Source organism: Nocardioides zeae (assembly GCF_030818655.1).
Classification (GTDB): Bacteria; Actinomycetota; Actinomycetes; order Propionibacteriales; family Nocardioidaceae; genus Nocardioides; species Nocardioides zeae_A.
This window is the reverse complement of the sequence record NZ_JAUTAN010000001.1, coordinates 2,986,003-3,012,046: the sequence shown is the minus strand read 5'-3', so window position 1 is coordinate 3,012,046 and position 26,044 is coordinate 2,986,003. Positions and strand designations below refer to the sequence as shown.

The following is a 26,044-nucleotide window of genomic DNA, read 5'->3' as shown; positions in this document are numbered from 1 at the left end:
CCCTACGTTCCGTGCGTCAGTTCGTTCAGTGATCCTCAGCAGACCTCAGGAGACCCGCAGTGAAGCGCACTTCCTTCCGCTACGTCGTGCCCGGTGTGGCCGCTCTGGCCCTCACCCTCTCGGCCTGCGGTGCCGGCAACGAGGGCGGCAGCTCGGACGGCGCCGGCAGCGGTGACGCCCCCTCGGCCGCCTCGGGCCTCTCGGGCGAGCTCCGCGGCGCCGGCGCCACCTCGCAGGAGAAGGCACAGGAGGCGTGGGCGACCGCGATCCAGGGCCTCAACGACGGCAACCTGACCGTCGACTACCAGGGCATCGGCTCGACGGACGGCCGCGGCCAGTTCATCGACGGCGCCACGTCGTTCGCGGGCTCCGACTCCTACCTGAGCGACGACGAGCTCGGCGAGGCCGGCGACCGCTGCGGCGGCAACGTCATCGAGATCCCGGCGTACGTGTCGCCGATCGCGATCGCGTTCAACGTGCCGGGCGTCGACAGCCTCAACCTCAGCCCCGCGGTGATCGCGGACATCTTCAACAACCAGATCACGAAGTGGAACGACCCGGCGATCGCCGAGGACAACCCGGACGCCGACCTGCCGGACGCCGACATCTCGCCGGTGCACCGCTCCGACGACTCGGGCACCACGAAGAACTTCACGGACTACCTGGGCAAGGCCGCGCCCGACAACTGGCCCTACGAGGCCGAGGACGCGTTCCCCGTCTCGGGCGGCCAGTCGCAGGCGGCCGAGGGCACCTCGGGTGTCGTCGAGCTCATCACGAACACCGAGAACACGATCGGCTACGCCGACGAGAGCCAGATCGGTGACCTCGGCACCGTGTCGGTCGGCGTGGGTGACACGTTCAGCGCCCCGACCGCCGACGGCGCCGCCCAGGTCGTCGCGGTGTCGACCCGCGTCGAGGGCCGCGACGCCACCGACATGGCGACCGACGTCGACCGCACCACGACGGAGGAGGGCGCCTACCCGGTGATCCTGCTGTCCTACCTGATCGCGTGCGAGAACTACGACGACGACACCGAGGCCGCCAACGTCAAGGGCTACCTGTCCTACATCGTGTCCGACGAGGGGCAGCAGGCCGCGGCCGACGCCGCCGGCTCCGCGCCGCTCTCGTCCGAGGTCGCGACCGAGGCCCAGGGGATCGTCGAGAACATCTCGGCCGGCTGATCCAGACTGCTCCTGCACGGCGCTCCCGGGGGTGTGACGATGTCACACCCCCGGGCGCGTGCACGGACCACTGCACCGATTCTCACGTCGCCCGGAGGAGACCTCGCCCGTGAGCACCATCCTGACCACCAAGGAAGCGCCAGCCGGCGGCGACCCGTCGCCGTCCTGGATCTCCGAGCGCTCGGGCCGCGGCGACGCGATCTTCAAGGCCCTCACGATCGCTGCTGCCGCACTGATCCTCCTGGCGCTGGCCAGCGTCTTCGTCTTCCTGTTCACCCAGGGGTTCGCGGGCTTCACGCAGCCGGCCGAGGTGTACTCCAAGTACGGCTCCAGCTTCTGGGGCTACGTGTGGCCCCTGCTGGCCAGCACGATCGTGGCCTCGCTGATCGCCCTGATCATCGCGGTGCCGCTGGCGATCGGCATCGCGCTCGTCATCACGCAGTACGCCCCGTCGTGGCTCAGCACGCCGGTGGCCTACGTGATCGACCTGCTCGCCGCCGTGCCGTCGGTCGTCTACGGCCTCTGGGCCGGCATCTACCTGGCGCCTCGGCTGGTGCCGATCTACGAGTGGCTCCACGAGCACTTCGGCTTCATCCCGCTCTTCGGTGACGTCGTGAGCAGCGGCCGCTCGATCTCGACCGCGGGCATCGTGCTGGCGATCATGGTCCTGCCGATCATCACGGCCATCAGCCGCGAGGTCTTCGCCCGTACGCCGCGGCTCCACCGCGAGGCCGCCCTCGCCCTGGGTGCCACGCGGTGGGAGATGATCCGGATGACGGTCTTCCGGTACGGTCGGTCCGGTGTCATCTCGGCCGTCATGCTCGGCCTCGGTCGCGCGCTCGGCGAGACCATGGCGGTCGTCATGGTGCTGTCGCCCGGAACGCTCTTCACCTTCAACCTGTTCAGCGGCTCGAACACCCCGTCCATCGCGGCCAACATCGCGCTGCGCTACCGGGAGCGGTCGGAGGGCACCCTCGAGGTGCTCATCGCCACGGGTCTCGTGCTCTTCCTGCTGACGTTCGCCATCAACTTCGCGGCCCGGTGGGCCGTGGCCCGCAGCGAGAGGAAGCTTGCCGGATGAGCATCCAGTCCCCGCCCGCGTCGCTCCCGACGCTCACCCACGGCCGCCTGCCCCGGCAGGCGCCCCTGATGGTGGGTGCCGTCGCCGCGGCCGTCGCCGTCGCCGGCGTGGTGATCGGTCTCGGGACGGTCTCCTCCGTCCTGATCGGCGCGCTGGTCTTCATCGTCGCGCTGCCGGTCTGGTCGCTCGTCGTCGAGAACCGTCGCTCCGCGACGGACCGACTCATGACCGGTCTCATCTGGGCGACCTTCTTCGTCGCCCTGGCACCCCTGGTCAGCCTGGTGTGGACCGTGGTCGCCGAGGGCTCCCAGGCGCTCAGCGGCACGTTCTTCACCTACAGCTTCTACCGGACGTCGCTGGACCAGCCGGTCGGCGTCTACCACGCGATCATGGGCACGCTGGTCATCACCGGCGTCGCCGCGCTGATCTCGGTGCCGGTCGGCATCCTCACCGCGATCTACCTCATCGAGTACGGCAAGAAGAACACCTTCTCCCGCGTCGTCACGTTCCTCGTCGACGTCATGACCGGCATCCCCTCGATCGTCGCCGGCCTCTTCGCGTTCGCGCTCTTCACCTTGCTCTTCGGGGCGGGCTACCAGTCGGGGCTGGGCGGCGCGGTCGCGTTGTCGCTGCTCATGATCCCGACGGTCGTGCGGGCGACCGAGGAGATGCTGCGTCTGGTCCCGGACGACCTGCGCGAGGCGGCGTACGCCCTGGGGACCCCGCGGTGGCGCACGATCGTGCGCGTCGTGCTCCCCACCTCGGTCGGTGGCATCATCGCCGGTGTCACGCTCGCCGTCGCGCGCGTGATCGGTGAGACGGCGCCGCTGCTGCTCATCGCCGGCATCGTGCAGCGCACCAACTTCAACCCGTTCGACGGGAGCATGACCACCCTGCCCGTGCTGATCTTCTCGGAGCGCAACAAGGGCAACATCGAGATCGTCTGGGGAGCCGCACTGGTGCTGATGGTGCTGGTCATGCTGCTCAACGTGATCGCTCGCGTACTCGGCAAGATTCTGGCGCCCAAGCAGGGCTGAGAGGGAACTCCCACCACCATGGCTAAGAGCATCGACGTCTCCGACCTCGACATCTACTACGGCGACTTCCTCGCCGTGCAGGGTGTCAACATGACCATCCGGGCACGCTCGGTCACCGCCTTCATCGGCCCCTCCGGCTGCGGCAAGTCGACCTTCCTCCGCTCGCTCAACCGCATGCACGAGGTCATCCCCGGCGCGCGCGTCGAGGGCAAGGTCTCCGTCGACGGGCAGTCGCTCTACGACCCCAACGTCGACCCGGTGGCCGTGCGGCGCCAGATCGGCATGGTCTTCCAGCGCCCGAACCCGTTCCCCACGATGTCGATCTACGACAACGTGCTGGCCGGCAACCGCCTCAACAACAAGCGCATGAAGAAGAGCGAGGCCGACGCGATCGTCGAGCGCTCCCTCAAGGGCGCGAACCTGTGGGGCGAGGTGAAGGACCGTCTCGGCAAGCCCGGGATGGGCCTGTCCGGCGGCCAGCAGCAGCGCCTGTGCATCGCCCGGGCCATCGCGGTCGAGCCGCAGGTCCTCCTCATGGACGAGCCCTGCTCCGCCCTCGACCCGATCTCGACGTCGGCGATCGAGGACCTCATCCACGAGCTGAAGACCCAGTTCACGATCGTGATCGTCACCCACAACATGCAGCAGGCGGCCCGCGTCTCCGACGAGACGGGCTTCTTCAACCTCAAGGGCGCCGGCCAGCCCGGCCACCTGGTCGAGTTCAACTCGACCGAGAAGATGTTCGCCAACCCGGACAACGACGCCACCGAGGCCTACATCTCGGGCCGCTTCGGCTGATCCGCTCCCGAGGGCCCGGCCCGCCACGGTCGCCCGTGGCCGGCCGGGCCTTCGTGCGTGTCGCGCGGTCGCTGTCGTCGTTGCCGCCCCCTTTCCGGCGGTAGTCCCTGACGTTTCGCACCGTGTCGCGCCCGAAGGGCGGCATGTCGGATGCAGAACGTCAGGGACTACCGCCGAAGAGGGGCAACAGCCTGGCCCCGCGGGCCTGTGGATGGCCGGTGGCGGCGCGCGCGGAAGCGGCGCACGCTCGTCGGGTGGACCGTTCACCGCTTGCCGACCTGAGACGGGCGATCGCCGTGGCCCGACCCCACCTCAGCGTGCCGGTCCGGGCGGACGACGGGACGGAGGGCTTCCCCCGGTCGAGCTTCCGGCGCGGTTGGAGGCGCGCCCACCGCGGCCTCTACGTCCCTGCGGGAGTCGACGACGGATCGCCCGAGCAGCGGGTCCTCGAGGCCGCGGCCTGCTTCGCGGGCCACGCCGGTGCCGTGACCGGGTGGGCAGCCCTGACGTGGCGCGGCGCGCGCTGGTTCGACGGAGAACGCGGGGACGGATCGCGCGCGCCGGTCGCGGTGGTGATCTCTACCTTCGATCGTCGCCCTCGAGCCGGAGTCCGCCTGTCAGCAGAAGCGTTTCGCGCTGATGAAGTCACGGTCGTCGACGGCGTGCGGGTCACGACTCCCTGCCGCGCGGTCGCCGACGAGATGCGGTGGTCGTCATCCGTGCGGGCAGCGGTACGCGTTGCCGAGATGGCGGCGTACGACGACCTCGTCTCGGTGGCGGAGCTCAAGCAGCAGGTACGGCGCTGGACCGGGCGCACCGGCGTACGCATCCTCCGCGACGCCGTGCCGCTGGTCGACGAGAATGTGTGGTCGCCGCCGGAGTCCGACCTCCGATGGGACTGGCACGAGCTCGCGGGCCTCCCGCCGGTCATGACGAATCGGCCTGTCTTCGACCGGCGGGGCCGCCATCTCGGCACACCGGATCTGCTGGAGCCGACCGTGGGGCTGGCGGTCGAGTACGACGGCGTGATCCATCTCGATGCCGTCCGGAGGCGCAACGACGTGGACCGGGAGGAGCGGTTCCGGGCGGCCGGCCTGGAGTACGCGACGATCGTCGCAGGGGCAGACCGCCACGCTCGTGCGCTACGTCTGCAGAGGATCTGGGAGCGCGCTCGAGCGAGCCGCGATGGAGGGCGCGAGCAATCGTGGACGGTGGACCCGCCGGTGTGGTGGACCCCGACTGACTCGGTGGAGGCCCGCCGGGCGCTGTCACTCGACGACCGGGTACGCCTGCTGGGGTACCGATCCGCCTCGTGAGGCGGTGCCGGCTCGGTTCGGGAATCGAGCCGAGCCGGGGATAGTCCCTGACGTTGTGCACCCAACACGCCGCCGTGTCGACGCAACACGGTGCCGAACGTCAGGGAGTACGCAGCAGCGCCGCGCCACCGCAGCGCATGACGTCCGAGAGGGCCCCGGCGTCCGGGAGCAGCGGCCCCAGCGAACGGAACCAGCGTCAGCGGGTCAGGGCGCGACCTCGAACAGCACGTGCGCGACCCAGTACCCCGCGGCGCCGACGAGGCCGGCGGCGGGGAAGGTGAGCACCCAGGCGGCGACGATCGACTTCGCGACGCCCCAGCGCACGGCGGAGAAGCGCTTGGTCGCACCGGCGCCCATGACGGCGGAGGTGATGGTGTGCGTGGTGGAGATGGGCGCCTCGAACACGAACGCGGTCGTGTAGAGCACGCCGGCCGCGACCGTCTCCGAGGCGAAGCCGCGGGCGGGGTCGAGGTCGATGATGCGGCGGCCGAGGGTGCGCATGATGCGCCACCCGCCGGCGTACGTGCCCAGCGAGATCGCCGCGGCGGCCGAGAAGATGACCCAGAACGGGAGGCCGTCGGACTGGGCGGCGAAGCCGCCGGTGACGAGCGCCAGGAAGATGACACCCATCGTCTTCTGGGCGTCCTGCAGGCCGTGGCCGAGCGCCATCGCGGCGGCCGACACGGTCTGCGCGACCCGGAACCCGCGCTGCGTCGGGCCGGGCTTGCGCCGGCGGAAGATCCACATGATCGCCAGCATCAGCAGGAACGCCGCGCCGAAGCCGAACAGCGGCGAGGCGATCATCGGGATGACGACCTTCTCGACGATGACGTCCCACTTCACGCCGGCGCCACCGGCGATGGCAGCGCCGACGAGTCCGCCGATGAGGGCGTGGGACGAGGAGGAGGGGAGGCCGAAGTACCAGGTGACCAGGTTCCACGTGATCGCGCCGAGGAGGCCCGCGAGCACGATCACCAACCCGTGCACGGCCGCGGACTGCGTCGTCGGATCGGGGATGGTGATCACCGAGGCGACGGTGTTGGCGATCTCCTGGCCCAGGAACGCGCCGACGAAGTTCATGACAGCGGCCATGCCGAGGGCCACGCGCGGGGTCAGCGCCCGGGTGGAGACCGACGTCGCGATCGCGTTGGCCGCGTCGTGGAAGCCGTTCGTGTAGTCGAAGACCAGGGCGACGACGACCACCACGATGACGATGGTGAGCTCCACGTCGTCAGGACTCCTTGACCGCGATCTGCTCCACGGTGTTCGCCACGGTCTCGAAGGCGTCGACGGCGCGCTCGAGCGCCTCGACGATGTCCTTCAGCTTGAGCACCTCGAGCGCCTTGTAGTTGCCGCTGAAGAGGTTCGCGAGCGTGCGGCGGTGGTTCTTGTCGCCGGCGTTCTCGAGGCGGTTGATCTCGATCCAGTACTCCGAGAGGTCCTGCATGGTGCGCAGCCGCGGCATGGCCTCGGCCGTCAGCTCGGCGCAGCGCTGCAGCACCTCGACCTGGGCGCCCAGCTCGGCGGGCAGCGACTTCACCTCGTAGAGCAGGATCATGTCGACGACCTCGTCCATCTCGTCCATGACGTCGTCGAGCCCCGACGCCAGGCCGTAGATGTCCTCACGGTCGAACGGGGTGATGAAGGTGCTGTTCACCTTCCGCACGATCTCGTGGGTGGTCTCGTCCGCAGCGTGCTCGGCATCCCGCATGCGGCGCGCCACGTCCTCGTGGTCGGCGCCGTCGGCCAGCATCTCGGCGAGCAGGCCGGCTCCGACGGTCAGGTGCTGGGCCTGCTGGGTGAAGAGGTCGAAGAACGCACCCTCGACCGGGCGGAAACGAAAAGCCACGACTTCTCCTGCTGGATGGGAACCGGCCGCCCCATGCTAGGGGCACGTCACTCCGGCGTCACAAACCGCGGGGGTCGCGCGCGCGTTCTCGCGGTACGGCGCGGGGGGAGCCCGCGCCGTACCGCACGCCCGACGGGCGTCAGGACCGGCGGCGCCGCTGCCGGTCGACGAGGCTCTCCTGCAGGTGCACCGAGCCGGTGTTGCGGTTCCACACGCCGTCCGCGTCGAGCTCCCAGGCGTTCGTGTCGGGATCGAACGCGAGGTCGAGCAGGCTCTCGACGCGGGCGCCGAGGGCGGACGGCAGACGCACCAGCACCTCGACGCGACGGTCGAGGTTGCGGTGCATCATGTCGGCCGAGCCGATCCAGGCCTGGGGCTCGCCGCCGGCCTCGAACGTGAAGACGCGGCTGTGCTCGAGGAACCGGCCGAGCACGGAGCGCACCGTGATGGTCTCGGACAGGCCGGGCACCCCGGGCCGCAGGGCGCAGATGCCCCGCACGAGCAGCTCGACGGGCACACCCTCCTGCGAGGCCAGGTAGAGCGCGTCGATGATCGCCTCGTCGACGACCGAGTTCGCCTTGAGCCGGATCCGCGCGGGACGCCCCGCCTGGTGGTGGGCGATCTCGGCGTGGATCTGCTCGACGAGGCCGGTGCGCACCGAGTCGGGGGCGACGAGCAGCTCGTCGTAGGACGCGTTGCGCGAGAAGCCGGACAGGTTGTTGAACAGGTGGGCGACGTCCTCGCCGATGCGCGGGTCGGCCGTGAGGAGGCCGAGGTCCTCGTAGAGCCGCGCCGTCTTCGGGTTGTAGTTGCCCGTGCCGATGTGGGTGTAGCGACGGATGCCGTCGGGCTCGTCGCGCACCACGAGCGAGAGCTTGCAGTGGGTCTTCAGCCCGACCAGGCCGTAGACCACGTGGCAGCCCGCGTGCTCCAGCTTGCGTGCCCACCGGATGTTGTTGGTCTCGTCGAACCGCGCCTTGATCTCGACGATGACGAGCACCTGCTTGCCGGCCTCGGCCGCGTCGATGAGGGCGTCGATGATCGGCGAGTCGCCCGACGTGCGGTAGAGCGTCTGCTTGATCGCCAGCACGTGCGGGTCGGCGGCCGCCTGCTCGAGGAACCGCTGCACCGACGTGGCGAACGAGTCGTAGGGGTGGTGGAGGAGCACGTCGTTGCGCCGCACCGCCTTGAACACGTCCACCGGCGAGCTCGACTCCACCTCGGCGAGCAGCGGGTGCGTGGTGGGCACGAACGCCCGGTACTTCAGGTCCTCCCGGTCGAGGTCGGCGATGTCGTTGAGCCCGCGCAGGTCGAGGGGGCCGGTGAGGCGGAAGACCTCCTCCTCCCGCACGCCGAGCTCGGACATCAGCAGCTCGAGCACGGCGGGATCGATGGACTCCTCGACCTCGAGGCGCACCGCGGGCCCGAACCGCCGGCGGAGCAGCTCCTTCTCCAGCGCGGCCAGCAGGTTCTCGGCGTCGTCCTCCTCGACCTCGAGGTCCTCGTTGCGGGTCACGCGGAACGTGTGGACCTGCAGCACCTCCATGCCGGGGAACAGGCGCTTGAGGTGCTCGCGGATGACGTCCTCCAGCGGCACGAACCGCTGGTTGCCCACCGCCACGAAGCGGTCGAAGATCGGGGGCACCTTCACGCGCGCGAACTGCTCCTTGCCCGACTTCGGGTTGCGCACCAGGACGGCGAGGTTGAGCGAGAGGCCCGAGATGTAGGGGAACGGGTGCGCCGGGTCGACCGCGAGCGGCGTCAGCACCGGGAACACCCGGTCGCGGAACAGCCGCTTGCAGTGCTTCTGCTCCTCCCGGTCGAGGTCCTCCCACCGCACCAGCTGGATGCCCTCGGCCTCGAGGGAGGGCGTGATCTCCTCGCGGAAGACCCGCGCGTGCCGCTCCATCAGCTCGCTGGTCGTCGCCCAGATCTCCTTCAGCACCTCGCGGGGCAGGAGCCCGGACACCGCGCGCACCGCCACGCCCGCCGCGATCCGTCGCTTGAGACCGGCGACCCGCACCATGAAGAACTCGTCGAGGTTGCTCGCGAAGATGGCCAGGAAGCGCACCCGCTCGAGCAGCGGCAGCGACGGGTCCTCCGCCAGCTCCAGCACCCGCTGGTTGAACTTGAGCCAGGAGACCTCGCGGTCGAGGAAGCGGTCGCCGTGCTTCTCGACGGCGGCGAGCGCCTCCGGGTCGGGCGTGTAGGGCGGGTCCACGTCGAACGTGTCGCCGCCGACGGCGGCCAGAGCAGCCTCGGGCGGCCCGTCGTCCAGGGATCCGGAGACGTGGGCTGCGAGGGCGGACGGGTCGGTCATGTCGGAGATCCTCCCACTGCCGGGTGAACGGCCGGTGTCGTTTTCCACAGGGTCGCCAGGACCTCCGGCGGGCGACCGAACCGGCGGGTAACGTGACCGCCGTGTCCCTCCCGACCCGCCCCGCAGCCGTCGTCGCCGCGGCCCGCCGTGCCTCGGTCGCGGCGCTGCTGCGGCTGCCCGAGCCGGTCAAGCGACGCCTCGCCGGCCCGCCCGTGCGGGTCGACGGGCTGGAGCTCGACCTCGACACCCAGCTCGTCCTGCGGCTGCGCCGCCTCGCCCGCGAGCCCGTCGTCGAGGACCTCCCGATCGCCCACGGTCGGGCCGTGCTGCGGGCCCAGGCGGCCCTGGCCGGCGGCGACCAGCCCATCGGTGCCGTCCGCCCGTGCCGCGTGGCGGACCTCCCGGGCCGGCTCTACGTCCCGAGCGGTCGTCTCGTCCAGGACGGCGGCGACGGCGACCCCCTGCTGGTCTTCTTCCACGGGGGCGGCTGGCTCTACGGCGACCTCGACAGCCACGACCCGCTCTGCCGGTTCCTCGCCGAGCGCGCGGGCGTGCGGGTGCTCTCCGTCGCCTACCGGCTGGCCCCGGAGCACCCGTTCCCCGCGGCGTACGACGACGCCCTCGCCGCCCTCGAGTGGGTGAGCGCCAACGCGGGGTGGCTCGGCGCCGACGTCCGGCGGATCGGGGTGGGGGGCGACTCCGCGGGCGGCAACCTCGCGGCCGCCGTGGCGATCGAGGCCGCGCGGCGCGAGATCCCGCTCGCGTTCCAGCTGCTCGTCTACCCGGCGACGGACATGACGCGGGGGAGTGCCTCCCACCGGCTCTTCGGCCAGGGGTTCTACCTGACGACCGAGTTCATGGACGGGGTCGCGGCCCACTACCTGCCCGTCGAGGAGCAGCGCACCGACCCGGCGGCGTCCCCGCTCTTCGCCGACCTGCCCGCGGGGCTCGCTCCGGCGTACGTCGCCACGGCGGGCTTCGATCCCCTGCGGGACGAGGGGGAGGCCTACGCCGCGAAGCTGGCCGACGCCGGCGTGCCCGTCCGGGTCCGCCGGTTCGACGGCCTCATCCACGGCTTCGCCAACTGGGTCGCCCTCGGGGCCAGCAACACCGCGGCCGTGGCGGAGGTCGCGGACGCGCTGGCCAGCGGTCTCGCGGAGGCCGACACGTGAACCGCCCGCTCGTCCGTCGCGTCGCCACCGGGGGAGTGGCGCTGGCGGCACTGACGGGCCTGCTCGTCCACGAGGCGGTCCGCGTCGAGGCCAGCACCCACGGCGTCCCGACCGTCTTCATCGGCGACTCCATCAGCCAGGCCGACACCGACGAGTTCACCGACCTCCCCGGCAAGGCGTCGTGGCTGCGCTACGTCGTGGTCGACGACCGCACCCCGTGGCGGTACGTCGCGAACGCCGCCATCTCCGGCGAGACCCTCGGCCAGATGGAGGCGCGGTTCGACCGGGACGTCCTGGAGCGCGACCCGCGGGCCGTCGTCATCATGGGCGGCACCAACGACGTCCGGCTCGGGATCCCGGTCGAGGACTCGCTCGACTCGCTGCGCTCGATGGTGACGTCCGCCCAGGACGCCGGGGCCGCGGTGTGGGTCATCTCGCCGCCGCCGCTCGACCGCGACGACTGGGGGGACGTGGGTCCGCTCATCGCCGCCGAGCGGGAGCTCGCGGCCGAGCTGGACGTCCCGTTCGTCGAGACGGTGGACGCCGTCGGCGAGGGTGGCGAGGACCGCTGGCGGCCCGGCCTGTCCGAGGACGGGGCGCACCCGACCCGTGAGGGTGCCCGTGCGATCGCGGCCGCCGTGCTGGCCGCCGTGGGCGCCGAGCGCGCCCAGCGCGCGGGCTGAGCCCGAGCAGCGTCAGGCGGTCGACGCCGCGCGGGCGTACTGCACGTGGGTCGCCACGACCTCGAAGCCGAGCCCGGCGTAGACCGCCCGGGCAGTGGCGTTGTCGCCCTCGACGTACAGCTCGATGCGCTCCACGCCCCACGACGCCAGGTGGTGCAGTCCCGCGAGCGTGAGGAGCTTGCCGAGCCCGCGGCCCTGCGCCTCGGGGGCGACGCCGACGACATAGACCTCCCCGTCCGCGCCGGGGCCCTCCGGCCCGGCGTCACCGGGCCGTCGGGCCGTCTTGGTCCAGTGGAACCCCAGCACCGCGCGGGTGGCGGCGTCCTCCGCGACGAGGAGACCGGCCGGGTCGAACCAGTCCTGGGCCATCCGCTCCGCCAGGTCGCGCTCGTCCATGGCGCCCTGCTCCGGGTGGTGGGCGAACGCGGCCGCGTTGATGCGGAGGAGGTCGTCGCGGTCGTCGGGCGTGAAGGCCCGGATCCGCACGTCGTCGCGCTCGACGGCGGGCGGCAGGCCGGTCGCGGGCCGCTCCATGACGAGCAGCTCGCGCACGACGGCGAAGCCGGTCCGGGCCGCGAGCCGGTCGGCCCGCTCGTCCGTCGTGTGCCGCCACGCGACGACCCGTCCGCCGGTCGCGTCGGCGAGGGCGGCCTCGGCCAGCGCCGTACCGATGCCGTGGCCGGCCACCGCCGGCCGCACCGCGAGGGTGAGGTCGTGCTCCGCGCCGGTGTCCCTGAGGAACGCGAAGCCGCCGGGTCGTGCGCGGCCGTCGGGCCCGGTGGCCGCGGCCAGCCAGAGGCGCGCGCCCTCGAGACCGCGGTGCTCCAGGTGGCGGTGGCCCGCCTCGTCGAGCGCGCCCCCGCCGAACGTCGTGCGGACGTCGGCGTCGACGCCCGTGACGTCGTCGCGCGCGCGGGAGTCGAGGTCGGCGACCTCACGGACGGTGAACGTCGTCGTGTCGCGCGTCTCGACCATGGCCCGAGCGTACGGCGGCCCCCCGACCACGGGGGTCGGAGGGCCGTCGGACGAACGGTGTGCCCGGATCAGGCGTCAGCGGGGACCGTGGCCTCCGCCGCCTTCTCCTTCGTCGGCAGCACGAAGCGGTAGCCCACGTTGCGGACGGTGCCGATGAGCGTCTCGTGCTCGGGGCCGAGCTTGGCGCGCAGGCGACGCACGTGGACGTCGACCGTGCGGGTGCCGCCGAAGTAGTCGTAGCCCCAGACCTCCTGCAGCAGCTGCTGCCGGCTGAAGACGCGGCCCGGGTGCTGCGCGAGGAACTTGAGGAGCTCGAACTCCTTGAACGTGAGGTCGAGCGGCCGCCCACCGAGCTTCGCGGTGTAGGTCGCGTCGTCGACGACGACCTCGCCGGAGCGGATGACGTGGGCCTCGGGGTCGTCCGCCTCGCGCTGCGCGGCGAGACGACCGATCGAGAGGCGGATGCGCGCCTCGAGCTCGGCCGGACCGCACGTGTGGAGCAGGACGTCGTCCATGCCCCAGTCGGCGGCCACGACGGCGAGCCCGCCCTCCGTGACGATCAGGAGCACCGGCACGTCCGACCCGGTGGTGCGGATGAGGCGGCACAGGTCGCGGGCGTGGGCCAGCTCCTGTCGGCCGTCGACGAGCACGAGGTCGGCGTCGGGGGCCTCCAGCAGGGCGCTGCCCTCGGCTGGAAGAATCTTGACCGAGTGGCCGAGCAGTGCGAGACCCGGCAGCACCTCGACCGAGGGCTGCAGGGCGCTGGTGAGGAGCAGGAGTGCACTCACGATGGTCTCCTCCCTGAGGGGGTGGGGACCGAAACACGACGTTGAGCTTCGGCCAGCACAAGTGAACGGGAGAATACAGAAACATGGGCGACACACCACCGGAATCCCCGCGAAGTGAGACGCAGGTCATCGAGGCGCGCTACTGGGCGTCGGCGAAGCAGGCGGCGGGGACCGACGCCGACCGGCTCGAGGTGGAGGGCCCGGTGACCCTGGCTGACCTGCAGCAACGGCTGCTCGGGCTCCACCCGGGGGCGCGTCTCGGCGACGTGCTGGCGGTCTGCTCGGTGCTCGTGGACGAACGACCGGTCAGCTCCGACGATCCGGGCGAGGTCGTGGTCAGCCCGGGCAGCGTCGTGCAGTTCCTCCCGCCGTTCGCGGGCGGCTGAGCCCACCCCCCCGTACGCCGCGGGGCCACCCCGGCCGGGTGGTCAGCCCGGGAGGAGGTTGAGCAGGCGCAGCGCGGACTGCACGTCGCTGGAGTCGATCACCTTCATGCCGTCGACGGTCCAGGACTCCGGGGTGCGGGCCCGACCGTTGGGCGAGCGGCCCGGCACGATCGCGAGCCGGAAGCCCAGGCGCGCGGCCTCGCCGAGCCGCTGGTCGAGGTCGCGCACCCGCCGGAGCTCGCCCGCCAGCCCGATCTCGCCCATGGCCACGACGCCCAGCGGCGCGGCGCGACCCTGTGTGGCGGAGGCGAGCGCGACGGCCACGGCGAGGTCGCTGGCCGGCTCGTGCAGGCGCGCCCCGCCCACGGTCGAGGCGAAGACGTCCATGTTGTGCAGCCGGATGCCGCAGTGCTGCGCCAGGACGGCGATGACCATCGCGATGCGCGAACCGTCGAGCCCGGACGTGGTGCGCCGCGGCCGGTCGGCCGAGGTCGGCGTCACGAGCGCCTGCACCTCGGCGAGGAGGGGGCGGCGGCCCTCCATCGCGACCGCCACGCACGTGCCGGGGACCTGCCGCTCGTGGTGCTCGACGAACAGGCCGGTCGGGTCGGACACGGCCACGATGCCGTCGCTCGCGAGCTCGAAGCAGCCCACCTCGTCGACCGGTCCGTAGCGGTTCTTCATCGCGCGCACCATCCGCAGCCGCGAGTCGCGGTCGCCCTCGAAGTGGAGCACGACGTCGACGAGGTGCTCGAGCACCCGGGGGCCGGCGATCGCCCCGTCCTTCGTCACGTGGCCGACGAGGACCGTGGTGATGCCGCGGGTCTTGGCCATCCGGATGAGGGCGGCGGCGACCTCCTTCACCTGGGTCACGCCGCCGGGCACGCCGTCGACGCCGGCGGCCTGGATCGTCTGGACGGAGTCGACGACCAGCAACGTCGGCTTCACCGCGTCGACGTGGCCCAGGACGGCGCCGAGATCGGTCTCTGCCGCCAGGTAGAGCTCCTCGGTCACGTTGTGGGTGCGGTCGGCGCGGAGGCGCACCTGCGACGCGGACTCCTCGCCCGAGACGTAGAGCGTGCGCGCCTTGAGCCGCGCGGTCTGCGCCGCCACCTCGAGCAGCAGCGTCGACTTCCCGACCCCGGGCTCGCCGGCGAGCAGCAGCGCGGCGCCGGGCACGAGGCCCCCGCCCAGCACGCGGTCGAGCTCGGGCACGCCCGACGACCTGAACGCGGCCGTGTCGGTGCGCACCTCGCCGATGGGCACCGCCGGCGCCGACACCGGACCCGCCACGGCGGTCGTGCCCGCCGCCGCCGGCGCGACCTCCTCGACGGTGCCCCACGCCTGGCACTCACCGCAGCGCCCCACCCACTTCGCCGTCTCCCAGCCGCACTCGGTGCAGCGGTGGACGGTGCGCGGTCGCGACGAGCGCGAGGGGGGGTGCGGGACATGGCGAGGACGCTAGACGAGACCGCCGACACTCCTCGCGGCTCGTCCCCAGGTCCCCCCGTCGTCCACAACCCGGGGTTGCCGTGCGGACCGGGCCGCCCCGACGTACCGTTGGAACGTTCTAGTGCGAGCGGACGGAAGAGGACGCATGGGTCGCGAGCTGCGGGTGCAGGACGGCGCCACGTCCCTGCCCACCCTGGCGGACGTCGCCGCGATGGCCGGCGTCTCGCGGCAGACCGTCTCCAACGCGCTCAACAACCCCTCGCTGCTGCGGGCGGACACCCTCGAGCGGGTGCGGGCCGCGATCGCGCACCTGGGCTACACGCCCAACCGGGCCGCCCGGAACCTCCGCACGAAGTCGTCGCGGCTCATCGGCCTGCGGCTGACGCCCTTCGCCGAGGACACGGCCAACGCGACCATCGACCGGTTCGTCCACGCGCTGGTGCAGGCGACGCGGGCGGCCGACTACCACGTGCTGCTGTTCGACGGGAACGACCCGGCGGACCCGTCGTCGGGCTACGACGACCTCGTGCGCTCGACCGCGGTCGACGCCTTCGTCGTCACCGACACCTTCAAGGGCAGCCCGCAGGCGGCCTACCTCGAGGACGGCGGCGTGCCGTTCGTCGCCTTCGGCCGACCCTGGACGCCCGCGGCGCTGCACCCCTGGGTCGACGTCGACGGCGCGGCGGGGACGTCGGCGGCGACCGCGCACCTCCTGGCGCAGGGCCACACCCGCATCGCCTGGATCGGCTGGCGCAAGGACTCGCCCATCGGCGAAGACCGCCGCGCCGGCTGGTCCCGCACCATGCACGGGCACGGGCTGCGCACGACCGGCCTGGCCTCGCGCGTCGAGGACTGCGTGACCAGCGGCGTCGAGGCGGCGGCGGTGCTGCTCGACGAGGCCCAGCCGACCGCCTTCGTCTGCGCGTCGGACACGCTCGCGACGGGGGTGCTCCACCAGCTCCACGAGCGCGGGCTGCGACCGGGCCGCGACGTCGCCGTCACCGGGTTCGACGACTCGCCCTTCGCGCAGCTCCTGCCCGGGGGCCTCACCTCGGTGCGTCAGCCCGTCGAGGAGGTGGCGGTGCAGGTGGTGGACCGGCTCGGCAAGCTGCTCACGCACCGCGAGGTGTTCGGGTCGGGCACCCTCCTCGAGCCGACGCTCGTGGTGCGCGGCAGCAGCGAGCGCTGAGGGCGGGGCCCCGGACGGCCCGGCGCGTCAGAACCGCCGCCACCACAGGTTGACGGCGTAGTCGACGGACGTGCCCGGGTGCTCCGCGAGGATCGCGTCGGCGGTGCGCGGGTCGAACTCGATGCGCACGACGGCCTCGAAGTCCTCCCGGGTGTCGTGCTCCCAGGCGATGTCCAGCTGCTCGCGGTTCCACCCGTGGGAGGCCCAGAACCGCTCGATCACGGCGGGCGGGTCGACCTGCGGGTACCCCCGCCGGAACCACGCCCCGAAGGTCGAGCGCGACCCGTCGTTGTCGATGACGAAGGCGGTGCCCCCGCGCCGTACGACGCGGGAGAGCTCCGCGAGGCCCGGTTCGCAGCCCGGGCCGAAGAAGTAGGCCCACCGGGCGTGGACCACGTCGACGGAGGCGTCGGGCAGCGGGACCTGCTGGGCGGAGCCCACCTCGACCCGCACGCCCTCGAGGCTCCGCACGCGCCGCCGGGCCAGCGCGGCCAGCGCGGGGTGCGGCTCGACGCCGACGACCCGGGCGGCCCGTCCGCCGCTCGGGTCCGCGCCGGCCCAGCGCGGCAGGTGGAAGCCGGCCCCGCAGCCCAGGTCGAGGAGCGTGGCGCCGGACCAGTCGTGGATCCCGCGCATGGTGCGCTCGATCAGACCGTCGCGGTCGACGCCACGGTTCTCGAGCTCGTAGGCGGCCGTGTGCTCCCAGATGTTGGGACTGGGGATGGTGCCGCGAGGGGCCCCGGGCGGGAGCTTCGCCACGAGCGGTGCTCCGCTCAGATGCGGACGAGGCCGTCCGGCGTCTGCACCTGCACGGCGAGCAGCCCGGGGGTGCCGTGCGGGGCGACCCACTCGACCTTGAGGTCCTCCAGGGGCTCCTCGATGGGCTCGCCCAGCCACTCGCTCACGCGGTGCGGGTCGCCGGCGATCTCGAGGCAGGCCAGCGAGAACGCCTGGTCGGCGCCGGCACCCGGGTGGAGCTCGCGGGGCGAGTCCCAGTGCACGAAGAACGGCAGCTGCGGGTCGGCGATGAGGCCGTTGACGCCCAGCTGCTTCCAGACGAGCTCGGTGCCGTCGGGCCGGTGGCGGCTGCCCTTGACCGCCTCGCGACCGAGCCGGCGCTCGATGCGGGAGAGGTCGCCGACCGCGACGACCCAGCCGAGCCACCCGCCGCCGAGCGCGGACCGCGCCCGCACCGCCTGGCCGAAGGGAGCCTTGTCGGACGCCGGGTGGTCGAGCACCTCGACGATCTCGATGTAGGTGTCGCCGGCGAGGCCGAGCGTCATGTTGCGGGTGCCGAAGCGGGGGTGGATGCCGCCGTCGGTGAACTCACGGCCGAGCAGCTTCCCGATGCGCTCGGCGGTCGCCGCCAGTCCGTCGGGTCCGGCGGCGTACGAGACGTGGTCGAGGCGCATGGCCACGATTCTGTGGGACACACCGCGCCGCCGCGAAACCGGGGTCCGGTGTCTTGACGTCGAGACTTGTCGGAGGGTTCAGCGGGGGTCGGCGGGGTGGAGCGCCAGGGCCGACCGCGAGCGCACGTGCGCCTCGCAGTGGCGGACGAGCGCGGCGTACCCCGCGTCCCCCATCAGCTCCCGCAGCTCGGCCTCGCTCGTGACGTAGAGCGGCTCCGGCGCGACGTGGGCGACGGGGTTGCCGGTGCAGTACCAGTCGAGGTCGTGCCCGCCCGGTCCCCAGCCGCGGCGGTCGTACTCGCCGATCGACACCTCGAGGTACGACGTGCCGTCGGGCCGCTCGACGGTGCGGTAGGTGCGCCGCAGGGGCAGCTGCCAGCAGACGTCGGGCTTCGTCTCGAGCGGGTTGCGGCCCTGCCGCAGCGCGAGCGCGTGCAGCGCGCAGCCCTCGCCGCCGGCGAACCCGGGGCGGTTGGCGAACACGCACGCCTCCTGCCCGTCGACGACGATCGTGAGCGTCTTGCGGGCGCCGTCCTCGTCCTTGGTCACCCAGTCCTTCCGGGTCACCCTCGCCACGTCGGGACGGTGCTGCCACTCCTCGGGGCCGAGCTCGGCGACGTACGCCGCGACGCGGCGCTCGTCGTCACGGTCGGAGAAGTGCGCACCGAGCGTGCAGCAGCCGACGTCCGGCGCGGAGGCGTAGATCCCGGCGCAGCCCGCGCCGAAGATGCACGTGTAGGCCGAGGTCAACCACGTGAGGTCGCAGCGGAAGACCTGGCCGTCGTCGGCGGGGTCGCCGAACTCCACCCAGGCGCGGGGGAAGTCGAGGGGGACCTCGCGGGAGGGACCGGAGGGGTCGGGCACCGGGCCACCCTACGGGCGACGCCACCGGGGCGTCCGCGCGGCGCTACGGTTCTGCCCATGAGGTTGGGAGTGCTGGACATCGGCTCGAACACGGGTCACCTGCTCGTGGTCGACGCCGCCGGCGGGGCGGCGCCGCTGCCCGCCTCCTCCTACAAGGAGCCGCTGCGCCTCGCCGAGCACCTCGACGCCTCCGGCGCGGTCACGCAGGCGGGCATCGACGCCCTCGCGGCGTTCGCGCAGCAGGCCAAGGTCGTGGCCGAGGACAAGGGCTGCGAGGACATGCTGGCCTTCGCGACCTCCGCGGTGCGCGACGCCTCGAACTCCGACGCCGTGCTCGCCGAGGTGGAGGGCCGCACCGGGGTGCCGCTCACGGTGCTCTCGGGCGAGGACGAGGCGCGCCTCACCTTCCTGTCCGTACGGCGCTGGTTCGGCTGGTCGGCGGGCCGGCTGGCCGTCTTCGACATCGGCGGGGGGTCGCTCGAGATCGCGGGCGGCTCCAACGAGGCCCCGGACGTCGCGTGGTCGCTGCCGCTCGGTGCGGCCCGCCTCTCGCGCGCCTGGTTCGCCGACGGCGTCCCCGACGAGGACCGCGTGCGCGACCTGCGCCGCACGATCCGCGCCGAGATCGCCCGCGACGCGGGCAACCTGCTGCGCGCGGGCGCGCCCGACAAGGCCGTGGCCACCTCGAAGACGTTCCGCTCCCTGGCCCGCATCTGCGGTGCGCCCGGCTCCTCGGAGGGGCCGCTCGCGCCCCGGGTGCTGCCCGCCGCCGAGCTGCGGGAGTGGATCCCCAAGCTGATGGTGATGGACCACGAGGCCCTCGCCGCGCTGCCCGGGGTCTCGCCGAGCCGCACGCACCAGGTCGTGCCCGGCGCCCTCGTCGCCGACGCCGTCATGGACATCTTCGGGCTCGAGGGCCTGGAGATCTGTCCGTGGGCGCTTCGGGAGGGCGTCATCCTGGAGAGGCTCGACCAGCTCAGCGTCCTGGGCTGACCCCGACCCCCCTCCTAGGAGCGGCTCGATGATCGTCGGCCTGTCCACCTCCTCGGTCTACCCCGAGTCGACCGCGCACGGGTTCGCCTACGCGGCCGAGCTCGGGTACGACGCGGTCGAGGTGATGGTCGGGATCGACGCGCTCAGCCAGCAGGTGGCCGCGGTGGAGCAGCTGGCGCAGCACCACGACGTACCGGTGTGTGCGGTGCACGCCCCCTGCCTGCTGTTCACGCAGGCGGTCTGGGGCCTCGAGCCGTGGGGGAAGCTGGAGCGGTCGGCCGAGATGGCGAAGGCCCTCGGGGCGGACGTGGTGGTGGTGCACCCGCCGTTCCGGTGGCAGCGGGAGTACGGCCGCGACTTCGTCAACGGCATAGCCGCGCTCGAGGAGTCGAGCGGCGTCGCGTTCGCCGTCGAGAACATGTATCCGTGGAAGGCCACGCCCCGGAAGGGCTCGACGCGGGGCATGGAGGTCTACGTGCCGGGCTGGGACCCCTCGGACGAGAACTACGCCAACACGACGATCGACGTCTCGCACGCCGCCATCGCCGGCTCCGACCCCGTCGCGATGGCCGAGCGCCTCGGCGAGCGCCTGCGGCACGTGCACCTCACCGACGGCACCGGCTCGGCGAAGGACGAGCACCTCGTGCCGGGTCGCGGGCGCATGGAGCCGGAGCGCCTGCTGCGCCACCTCGTGCGCACCGGGTTCGACGGCCACGTCGTGCTCGAGATCAACACCCGCAAGGCGGAGACGGCCGACGCCCGCCGCGCCGACCTCGCCGACTCCCTCGCGTTCGCGCGGGAGCACCTGCGCCCCGCGGCGGTCTGACGCGGGCTGACGCAGCCCGCGGTGTCGCCTGGATCACGCCCGGTAAGTTGGAGCGCATGTCCCTCCTGCGACGTCCCCTGCTCGCGCTGGCGCGCAGCGAGGAGGTGAAGCGGGGGCTCATGACGATGCCGCTGACCGCGGCGGTGGTGCGGGGGTACGTCGCGGGCGAGTCCACCGCCGAGGCCGTGCGCGTCACGGCCGACCTCGTGGGCGAGGGCCTGGCGGTCACCATCGACCACCTGGGCGAGCTGACGACCGACACCGGTCGGGCGGAGGACACGACGAAGGTCTACCTCGCGCTCCTCGACGACCTGGCGGCCCACGGGCTCGCGCGCCGCGCGGAGGTGTCGCTCAAGCTGAGCGCGGTGGGCCTCTCCCTGGGGGACGCCGGCACCGACCTCGCGCTCGCCAACGCGCACCGCATCTGCGAGGCCGCCCGCGCGGTCGGCACGACGGTCACCGTCGACGCCGAGCACCACGAGATCATCGACGACACGCTCACCGTCGTGCACGAGCTGCGCCGCGAGCACCCCGAGGTCGGTGCCGTGCTGCAGGCCTACCTGCACCGCACCGAGGCGGACGCCCGCGACCTCGCGCACGAGGGGTCCCGCGTGCGCCTCTGCAAGGGCGCCTACGACGCCCCGCCGACCGTCGCGCACCAGGGCGCCGCCGTCGACCGGGCCTTCGTGCGCAGCCTGCGGATCCTCATGGCCGGCCAGGGCTACCCGATGGTGGCGACCCACGACCCGCGCCTCATCCGCATCGCGGCGTCGCTGGCGAGCCGGCACGGTCGCGGCCCCGGCACCTACGAGTTCCAGATGCTCTACGGCATCCGCCCGGCCGAGCAGCGGCGTCTCGCCGAGGCGGGCGAGACCATGCGGGTCTACGTGCCCTACGGCACCGACTGGTACGGCTACCTCACCCGCCGGCTCGCGGAGCGACCGGCGAACCTGTCACTCTTCCTCACGTCGTTGATCTCCAGGTCGTGAGCCGTCCCGGCTCACCCGAGCCGGAAGCAGGCAGCACGTGAGCAGCTCCACCCCCCGTCTGACCGCCATCATCGGTGCCGGCGTCATGGGCGAGACCCTCCTGTCGGGCCTCGTCCGTGCGGGCCGCCGCCCGGAGGAGCTCGTCGTGGGGGAGAAGCGGCCGGAGCGCGCCGAGGAGCTCACCGCCCGCTACGGCGTCGCGGTCGTCGACAACGTCGACGCCGCCCGTCGCGCCGACACCGTCGCCCTCGTGGTCAAGCCCCAGGACATGGCGGCCGTGCTCGAGCAGATCGCCCCGGAGCTCCGCCCCGGGCAGCTCGTCGTCTCCCTCGCCGCCGGCATCACGACGGCGTACGTCGAGGAGCGGGTGCCCGCCGGCGTCGCCGTCGTGCGCGTCATGCCCAACACCCCCGCGCTGGTCGACGAGGGCATGCACGCCGTCTCCGGCGGCCGCCACGCGACCGCCGAGCACCTCGACGAGGTCGAGGCGCTGCTGAGCGCGACCGGCAAGGTGGTGCGCATCCCCGAGGCGCAACAGGACGCCGTGACCGCCATCTCCGGATCCGGCCCCGCCTACGTCTTCTTCGTCGTCGAGTCGATGATCGAGGCCGGCGTGCACCTCGGCCTGCCGCGCGCGACGGCCACGGAGCTCGTCGTGCAGACCCTGGTCGGCTCCGCCGCCATGCTGCGCGAGACCGGCACCCACCCCACGGTGCTGCGCGAGCAGGTCACGTCGCCCGCGGGCACCACGGCCGCCGCGCTGCGCGAGCTCGAGATCCACAAGGTCCGGGCCGCGTTCCTCGCCGCCATGGAGGCCGCCCGCGACCGCTCGCGCGCGCTGGGGGCCTGAGACCGGGACCGCGCCTCGACGGCCTACGCCGCGAACTCGAGCTCGTCGAGCGACCGCACGCGGCGTACGCCGGCGGTGGGGTGCTCGTCGTACCGGTCCAGCAGCACCGCCGCGAGGCCGGCGTCGAGCGCGCCGCGGACGTCGTTGACCAACGAGTCGCCGACCATCAGCGTCGCGGCGGGCGCGACGCCGAGCCGGGCGCACGCGGCGGCGTAGGACCGCGCGTCCGGCTTGGCCGCGGGGAGGCTCGACGAGGCGAGCACGGGGGCGCCGAGGCCGTCGAGCAGGCCGGCGAGGCCGACCGCCTCGGCCTTCCGGCGCTGGCGCACCGCGTCGCCGTTGGTGAGCACGCCGACGGCGAGTCCTGCGGCCGCCGCCCGGCGCAGCGCCCGCGTGGCGTCGCCGAACGCCCGCCAGGCCGCCTGGTAGCCCACCAGGTAGCCCGCGAACGCGTCGTCCGCCGCCGCGTCGCTGCGGAGGTCGAGGTGGGGGAGGAACGCGCGCACCCGCGCGCGGCGCTGCTCGTCGAAGGTCAGGCGCCGCTGCTGGTACGCCGCGTAGTAGCGCACCTCGAGGGCGCTCCAGCGCTCCGCGACCTCGTCGGGGGTGCCGGCCACGCCGTGGCTCGACGCCCACCGCTCGAGGCCCGCACGGGCCGCTCCGCGGTGGTCGACCAGGGTGTCGTCGAGGTCGAACAGCACGGCGGCGAGCGGGCGTCGGGCGATCACCCGCCGCAGTGTGCCAGCGACCGCGGACAGGTCGGGATCCCGGCGTCGAAGGCGCGAGTTGCACCGCTGTCATTCGCGTTCTCGGCGTGAACGCAAGGCGACACGCCGACAAGCGCCAGATTTTGCGAATCCAACCCCTTTCCCATCCGTCACACGAGGCCCTATTCTCACGCCAACCCCATGCGTCAGTGGGTCGGACGGCCCGTCCGGCGCGCGTGGGCACGAAAGCGGTGCCTGATGCCCCAGCACGACGGTCCGACCGGCGACCTCTCCGGAGTCCGCTTCCTCACCATCGCCGAGGTCGCCGCGGTCATGCGCGTCTCCAAGATGACGGTGTACCGACTGGTGCACGGCGGCGACCTCCCCGCCGTGCGTGTCGGCCGGTCGTTCCGGGTGTCCGAGGACGACGTGGACGAGTACCTGCGACGCAGCTTCTACAACGCCGGCTAGTCCCGGCCGCTGCCCGGGAGGGACGCTGGTTTCAGTGCGCCACCGCTCTGCGGCTACGCTGAGCGTCTGGCCGCCCCGTGTCCTTCGGTGCGCGGTTCCGCTGTAGGCACGTGAAGAGGTAACTCGTGGGTTCTGTCATCAAGAAGCGGCGCAAGCGCATGGCGAAGAAGAAGCACCGCAAGCTGCTCAAGAAGACGCGCGTCCAGCGCCGCAAGCTCGGCAAGTGACGCCGATGCGGGACTGAGGCGTCGCGGTGGGCCGGGTCGTTCTCGTCACCGGGGTCTCTCGTGACCTCGGGCGGCGGGTCGCGCACGCGCTCGCCGCGGACCCCGGCGTCGACCGCGTCGTCGGCGTCGACGTCGTCCCCCCGCGGGGGGACCTCGGTTCCGTGTCGTTCGTCCGTGCGGACATCCGCACGCCCGTCATCGCGAAGGTCATCGCGCGTGAGGACGTCGACACCGTCGTCCACATGAGCGTCATCGCGACCCCCGGCACCACCGGGGGTCGCAACGCGATGAAGGAGCTCAACGTCATCGGCACGATGCAGCTCCTCGCCGCGTGCCAGAAGTCGGAGACCGTCCGGCACCTCGTCGTGAAGTCGACGACGACGGTGTACGGCGCGTCCAGCCGCGACCCGGCGATGTTCACCGAGGACGTCGAGCCCCGGGTCGCGCGCGGCGGCTACGGCAAGGACGCGCAGGAGGTCGAGGGGTACGTCCGCGGGTTCGCCCGCCGGCGGCCCGACGTCCGCGTGCTGATGCTGCGCGCCGCCAACGTGCTGGGCCCGACGGTGACGAGCCCGATGACGTCGTACCTCCGGCTCCCGGTCGTGCCCACCGTGCTCGGCTTCGACCCCCGCATGCAGTTCCTCCACGCGGACGACCTCGTCGGGGTGCTGCGGCACGGGGTGCACGCCGAGGTGGGGGGCACGTTCAACGTCGCCGGCGACGGCATCCTCACGCTGCACCAGGCGGTGCGGCGGATGCAGCGTCCCAGCGTGGCCCTGCCCCCGTTCGCGCTCGGCGGCCTCGGTCAGCTGGTCCGCCGGGTGCGCCTCGCCGAGCTGTCGCCGGAGCTGGTCGCCTTCCTCACCTACGGGCGCGGCGTCGACACGTCCCGGGCCCGCACCGAGCTGGGGTTCACCCCCCGCTACTCGACGGCCGAGGCGTTCGCCGACTTCGCCGCCGACCTGACCCCCACCTTCACGGCTCCGCAGCAGGCCCTCGGCCTCCTCGCCGAGCGACTGCCCGAGCCCGACGCCCCGCGTCCTGCGCCCGTCGCCGTCGACGCGGGCTCCGTGCGCCCCTTCGTCGCACCGGGAGGCCCGCGTGGGTGACGCCGACATCATCCCGATCGGCACGCGCGGTCGTCCCGGACGCGGCAGCGGCCGCAACCGGCCCTCGACCTCCGCGCGCGACCTCGCCGGCAACGGGAGCGGTCCTGGCAACGGAGCCCCCCGACGTACGTCCGCGGCGGAGCCGCCCGCACCCGCGGCCCCGGACGCGGCCGCCGAGCCGCGCCGCGCGCCCGCCACGGCGCAGGAGCGGGGCCCCCTCGCGGGGGTGCCGATCGGTGACTGGCTGTCCGCCTTCCAGCAGGCCGCCGCGGAGCTGTTCGGCGACGACGCCGAGCAGCAGCTCGCCCGCTTCCTGGCGTTCCTCCGCCGACGGGTGACGGGGGACTACGTCATCGACGAGTTCGGCTTCGACGCCGAGCTGACCGAGCGCTTCTTCCTCGCCGCGCTGCGCCCCATCGCGGAGAAGTGGTTCCGCGTCGAGGTGCGCGGGATCGAGAACCTGCCGGCCACGGGCGGGGCGCTCGTCGTCTCCAACCACTCCGGCACCGTCCCCGTGGACGGCCTCATGACGATGGTCGCCGTCCACGACCACGCGGGCCGGTTCCTGCGACCGCTCGGGGCGGACCTGGTGTTCCGGCTCCCGATCGTCAGCACGGTCGCGCGCCGCGGGGGCACGACGCTGGCGTGCAACGCCGACGCCGAGCGCCTGCTGCGCTCCGGCGAGCTCGTCGGGGTCTGGCCCGAGGGGTTCAAGGGGATCGGCAAGCCGTTCTCGGAGCGCTACAAGCTGCAGCGCTTCGGCCGCGGCGGCTTCGTGGGAGCGGCCGTGCGCACCGGGGTGCCGATCGTCCCGCTGTCCGTCGTGGGTGCGGAGGAGATCTATCCCCTCGTCGGCAACGTGCCCTCCCTCGCGCGGCTGCTCGGCGTGCCCTACGTCCCCATCACCCCGACGTTCCCGCTGCTCGGCCCGCTGGGCCTCGTGCCGCTGCCGTCGAAGTGGCTGATGGAGTTCGGCGAGCCGATCCGCACGGACGAGTACGACGCGGGTGCCGCCGACGACCCCATGCTGGTGTTCGACGTGACCGACCAGGTGCGCGAGACCATCCAGAGCACGCTCTACCGGTTGCTCATCGACCGCGGCGGCGCCTTCGGCTGAATCGCCCGACCCTGCCCCCGGACGTCATGCGGTCCGGTGCCCGGGGCGACGACGGCGCATGACGTCCGCGAAGGGTTGGGGGCGTGGCTGGGCCGGGCCTCCTCCGGGCCGGCGTGGAAATGTGCGGATGGTGCGGCTGGGGCCGGGGTGGCGGCGTACCAGCGTCCCAGTTCCGGTCCTCGGGTGGCGTGCCGTCGCGAGGCCTCGCCGGTCGTGGTGCGAGGCCTGCGGAATCCGGTGGCCTCGCACCAC

General features: G+C 72.8%; 27 protein-coding genes. 17 read left to right on the top strand and 10 right to left on the bottom strand.

Going from position 1 to position 26,044, the window contains the following annotated elements; all coding sequences use genetic code 11:
* Window positions 1–59: 59 nt before the first annotated feature.
* The 5 genes from pstS to QE405_RS14275 all read left to right on the top strand — a co-directional run bounded on the left by pstS (window position 60) and on the right by QE405_RS14275 (window position 5,413).
* A complete protein-coding gene (pstS, locus tag QE405_RS14295; RefSeq protein ID WP_307201886.1) occupies window positions 60–1,181 on the top strand; it encodes a phosphate ABC transporter substrate-binding protein PstS in 1,122 nt (373 codons plus the stop codon).
* A gap of 109 nt (window positions 1,182–1,290) precedes the next feature.
* On the top strand, window positions 1,291–2,262 hold the full coding sequence (gene pstC / locus QE405_RS14290; protein WP_307201884.1) for a phosphate ABC transporter permease subunit PstC: 972 nt from the start codon (window positions 1,291–1,293) through the stop codon (window positions 2,260–2,262).
* Complete coding sequence (gene pstA / locus QE405_RS14285) at window positions 2,259–3,299, top strand: phosphate ABC transporter permease PstA (RefSeq protein WP_307201882.1); 1,041 nt, start codon at window positions 2,259–2,261, stop codon at window positions 3,297–3,299. The genes pstC and pstA overlap by 4 nt, the downstream gene beginning before the upstream one ends.
* 18 nt (window positions 3,300–3,317) lie before the next feature.
* Window positions 3,318–4,097, top strand: a complete 780-nt coding sequence (gene pstB, locus QE405_RS14280; protein WP_307201880.1) for a phosphate ABC transporter ATP-binding protein PstB — start codon at window positions 3,318–3,320, stop codon at window positions 4,095–4,097.
* Between the two features lie 254 nt (window positions 4,098–4,351).
* On the top strand, window positions 4,352–5,413 hold the full coding sequence (locus tag QE405_RS14275; protein ID WP_307201878.1) for a hypothetical protein: 1,062 nt from the start codon (window positions 4,352–4,354) through the stop codon (window positions 5,411–5,413).
* A 204-nt stretch (window positions 5,414–5,617) separates the two neighbouring features.
* On the opposite strand, the gene QE405_RS14270 is transcribed toward QE405_RS14275, so the two are convergent.
* The 3 genes from QE405_RS14270 to QE405_RS14260 all read right to left on the bottom strand — a co-directional run bounded on the left by QE405_RS14270 (window position 5,618) and on the right by QE405_RS14260 (window position 9,582).
* On the bottom strand, window positions 5,618–6,640 hold the full coding sequence (locus tag QE405_RS14270) for an inorganic phosphate transporter (RefSeq protein WP_307201877.1): 1,023 nt from the start codon (window positions 6,638–6,640) through the stop codon (window positions 5,618–5,620).
* A 4-nt stretch (window positions 6,641–6,644) separates the two neighbouring features.
* Window positions 6,645–7,262 (bottom strand): DUF47 domain-containing protein, encoded by a 618-nt coding sequence (locus tag QE405_RS14265; RefSeq protein WP_307201875.1) that lies wholly within the window; start codon window positions 7,260–7,262, stop codon window positions 6,645–6,647.
* A 139-nt stretch (window positions 7,263–7,401) separates the two neighbouring features.
* Window positions 7,402–9,582, bottom strand: coding sequence for an RNA degradosome polyphosphate kinase (locus QE405_RS14260; RefSeq protein WP_307201873.1), 2,181 nt, complete (start codon window positions 9,580–9,582; stop codon window positions 7,402–7,404).
* A 101-nt stretch (window positions 9,583–9,683) separates the two neighbouring features.
* Between QE405_RS14260 and QE405_RS14255 the strand changes: the two genes are divergently transcribed.
* The gene (locus QE405_RS14255; RefSeq protein WP_307201871.1) at window positions 9,684–10,754 is read left to right on the top strand and encodes an alpha/beta hydrolase; all 1,071 of its coding nucleotides are present in this window, start codon (window positions 9,684–9,686) and stop codon (window positions 10,752–10,754) included.
* Window positions 10,751–11,437, top strand: a complete 687-nt coding sequence (locus tag QE405_RS14250) for a GDSL-type esterase/lipase family protein (RefSeq protein WP_307201869.1) — start codon at window positions 10,751–10,753, stop codon at window positions 11,435–11,437. The genes QE405_RS14255 and QE405_RS14250 overlap by 4 nt, the downstream gene beginning before the upstream one ends.
* 12 nt (window positions 11,438–11,449) lie before the next feature.
* Here QE405_RS14250 and mshD read toward each other — a convergent pair whose 3' ends face one another.
* Both mshD and QE405_RS14240 read right to left on the bottom strand, forming a co-directional pair.
* On the bottom strand, window positions 11,450–12,412 hold the full coding sequence (mshD, locus tag QE405_RS14245; protein WP_307201868.1) for a mycothiol synthase: 963 nt from the start codon (window positions 12,410–12,412) through the stop codon (window positions 11,450–11,452).
* 68 nt (window positions 12,413–12,480) lie between these two features.
* Window positions 12,481–13,200, bottom strand: coding sequence for a response regulator transcription factor (locus tag QE405_RS14240; protein ID WP_307201866.1), 720 nt, complete (start codon window positions 13,198–13,200; stop codon window positions 12,481–12,483).
* 83 nt (window positions 13,201–13,283) lie between these two features.
* Here QE405_RS14240 and QE405_RS14235 point away from each other — a divergent pair, with 83 nt between their 5' ends.
* Window positions 13,284–13,586 (top strand): MoaD/ThiS family protein, encoded by a 303-nt coding sequence (locus QE405_RS14235; protein WP_307201864.1) that lies wholly within the window; start codon window positions 13,284–13,286, stop codon window positions 13,584–13,586.
* 42 nt (window positions 13,587–13,628) lie between these two features.
* Here the strand turns inward: QE405_RS14235 and radA are convergent, their stop codons facing one another.
* Window positions 13,629–14,954, bottom strand: a complete 1,326-nt coding sequence (radA, locus tag QE405_RS14230; RefSeq protein ID WP_373459467.1) for a DNA repair protein RadA — start codon at window positions 14,952–14,954, stop codon at window positions 13,629–13,631.
* A gap of 229 nt (window positions 14,955–15,183) precedes the next feature.
* Between radA and QE405_RS14225 the strand changes: the two genes are divergently transcribed.
* Window positions 15,184–16,227, top strand: a complete 1,044-nt coding sequence (locus tag QE405_RS14225; protein WP_307201861.1) for a LacI family DNA-binding transcriptional regulator — start codon at window positions 15,184–15,186, stop codon at window positions 16,225–16,227.
* Between the two features lie 27 nt (window positions 16,228–16,254).
* Here QE405_RS14225 and QE405_RS14220 read toward each other — a convergent pair whose 3' ends face one another.
* The 3 genes from QE405_RS14220 to QE405_RS14210 all read right to left on the bottom strand — a co-directional run bounded on the left by QE405_RS14220 (window position 16,255) and on the right by QE405_RS14210 (window position 18,503).
* A complete protein-coding gene (locus QE405_RS14220; protein WP_307201858.1) occupies window positions 16,255–16,986 on the bottom strand; it encodes a class I SAM-dependent methyltransferase in 732 nt (243 codons plus the stop codon).
* 14 nt (window positions 16,987–17,000) lie between these two features.
* Entirely contained in the window at window positions 17,001–17,639 is a 639-nt protein-coding gene (locus QE405_RS14215) for a VOC family protein (RefSeq protein WP_307201856.1), read from the bottom strand.
* Between the two features lie 78 nt (window positions 17,640–17,717).
* Entirely contained in the window at window positions 17,718–18,503 is a 786-nt protein-coding gene (locus tag QE405_RS14210) for a hypothetical protein (RefSeq protein ID WP_307201854.1), read from the bottom strand.
* A 57-nt stretch (window positions 18,504–18,560) separates the two neighbouring features.
* Here QE405_RS14210 and QE405_RS14205 point away from each other — a divergent pair, with 57 nt between their 5' ends.
* The 4 genes from QE405_RS14205 to proC are packed head-to-tail and all read left to right on the top strand — an operon-like array spanning window position 18,561 to window position 22,161.
* Window positions 18,561–19,496: a Ppx/GppA phosphatase family protein gene (locus QE405_RS14205; RefSeq protein ID WP_307201852.1), complete on the top strand. Its 936-nt coding sequence runs from the start codon at window positions 18,561–18,563 to the stop codon at window positions 19,494–19,496.
* Between the two features lie 28 nt (window positions 19,497–19,524).
* Window positions 19,525–20,322: a sugar phosphate isomerase/epimerase family protein gene (locus QE405_RS14200; protein WP_307201850.1), complete on the top strand. Its 798-nt coding sequence runs from the start codon at window positions 19,525–19,527 to the stop codon at window positions 20,320–20,322.
* A gap of 56 nt (window positions 20,323–20,378) precedes the next feature.
* Window positions 20,379–21,311 carry a proline dehydrogenase family protein gene (locus QE405_RS14195; RefSeq protein WP_307201848.1) on the top strand — a complete coding sequence of 311 codons (933 nt, stop codon included), beginning with the start codon at window positions 20,379–20,381 and terminating at the stop codon, window positions 21,309–21,311.
* Window positions 21,312–21,348: 37 nt separating this feature from the next.
* Window positions 21,349–22,161, top strand: a complete 813-nt coding sequence (proC, locus tag QE405_RS14190; protein WP_307201845.1) for a pyrroline-5-carboxylate reductase — start codon at window positions 21,349–21,351, stop codon at window positions 22,159–22,161.
* Window positions 22,162–22,184: 23 nt separating this feature from the next.
* Here the strand turns inward: proC and QE405_RS14185 are convergent, their stop codons facing one another.
* The gene (locus QE405_RS14185; protein ID WP_307201843.1) at window positions 22,185–22,889 is read right to left on the bottom strand and encodes an HAD family hydrolase; all 705 of its coding nucleotides are present in this window, start codon (window positions 22,887–22,889) and stop codon (window positions 22,185–22,187) included.
* A 237-nt stretch (window positions 22,890–23,126) separates the two neighbouring features.
* Between QE405_RS14185 and QE405_RS14180 the strand changes: the two genes are divergently transcribed.
* The 4 genes from QE405_RS14180 (at window position 23,127) to QE405_RS14165 (ending at window position 25,792) form a co-directional block, all read left to right on the top strand.
* Window positions 23,127–23,339, top strand: a complete 213-nt coding sequence (locus QE405_RS14180) for a helix-turn-helix domain-containing protein (RefSeq protein ID WP_307201841.1) — start codon at window positions 23,127–23,129, stop codon at window positions 23,337–23,339.
* Between the two features lie 125 nt (window positions 23,340–23,464).
* Window positions 23,465–23,566, top strand: coding sequence for a 30S ribosomal protein bS22 (locus QE405_RS14175; RefSeq protein WP_008356322.1), 102 nt, complete (start codon window positions 23,465–23,467; stop codon window positions 23,564–23,566).
* Between the two features lie 26 nt (window positions 23,567–23,592).
* Window positions 23,593–24,675, top strand: coding sequence for an NAD-dependent epimerase/dehydratase family protein (locus tag QE405_RS14170; protein ID WP_307201778.1), 1,083 nt, complete (start codon window positions 23,593–23,595; stop codon window positions 24,673–24,675).
* Window positions 24,668–25,792 (top strand): lysophospholipid acyltransferase family protein, encoded by a 1,125-nt coding sequence (locus QE405_RS14165; protein WP_307201776.1) that lies wholly within the window; start codon window positions 24,668–24,670, stop codon window positions 25,790–25,792. The genes QE405_RS14170 and QE405_RS14165 overlap by 8 nt, the downstream gene beginning before the upstream one ends.
* Window positions 25,793–26,044 lie beyond the last annotated feature (252 nt).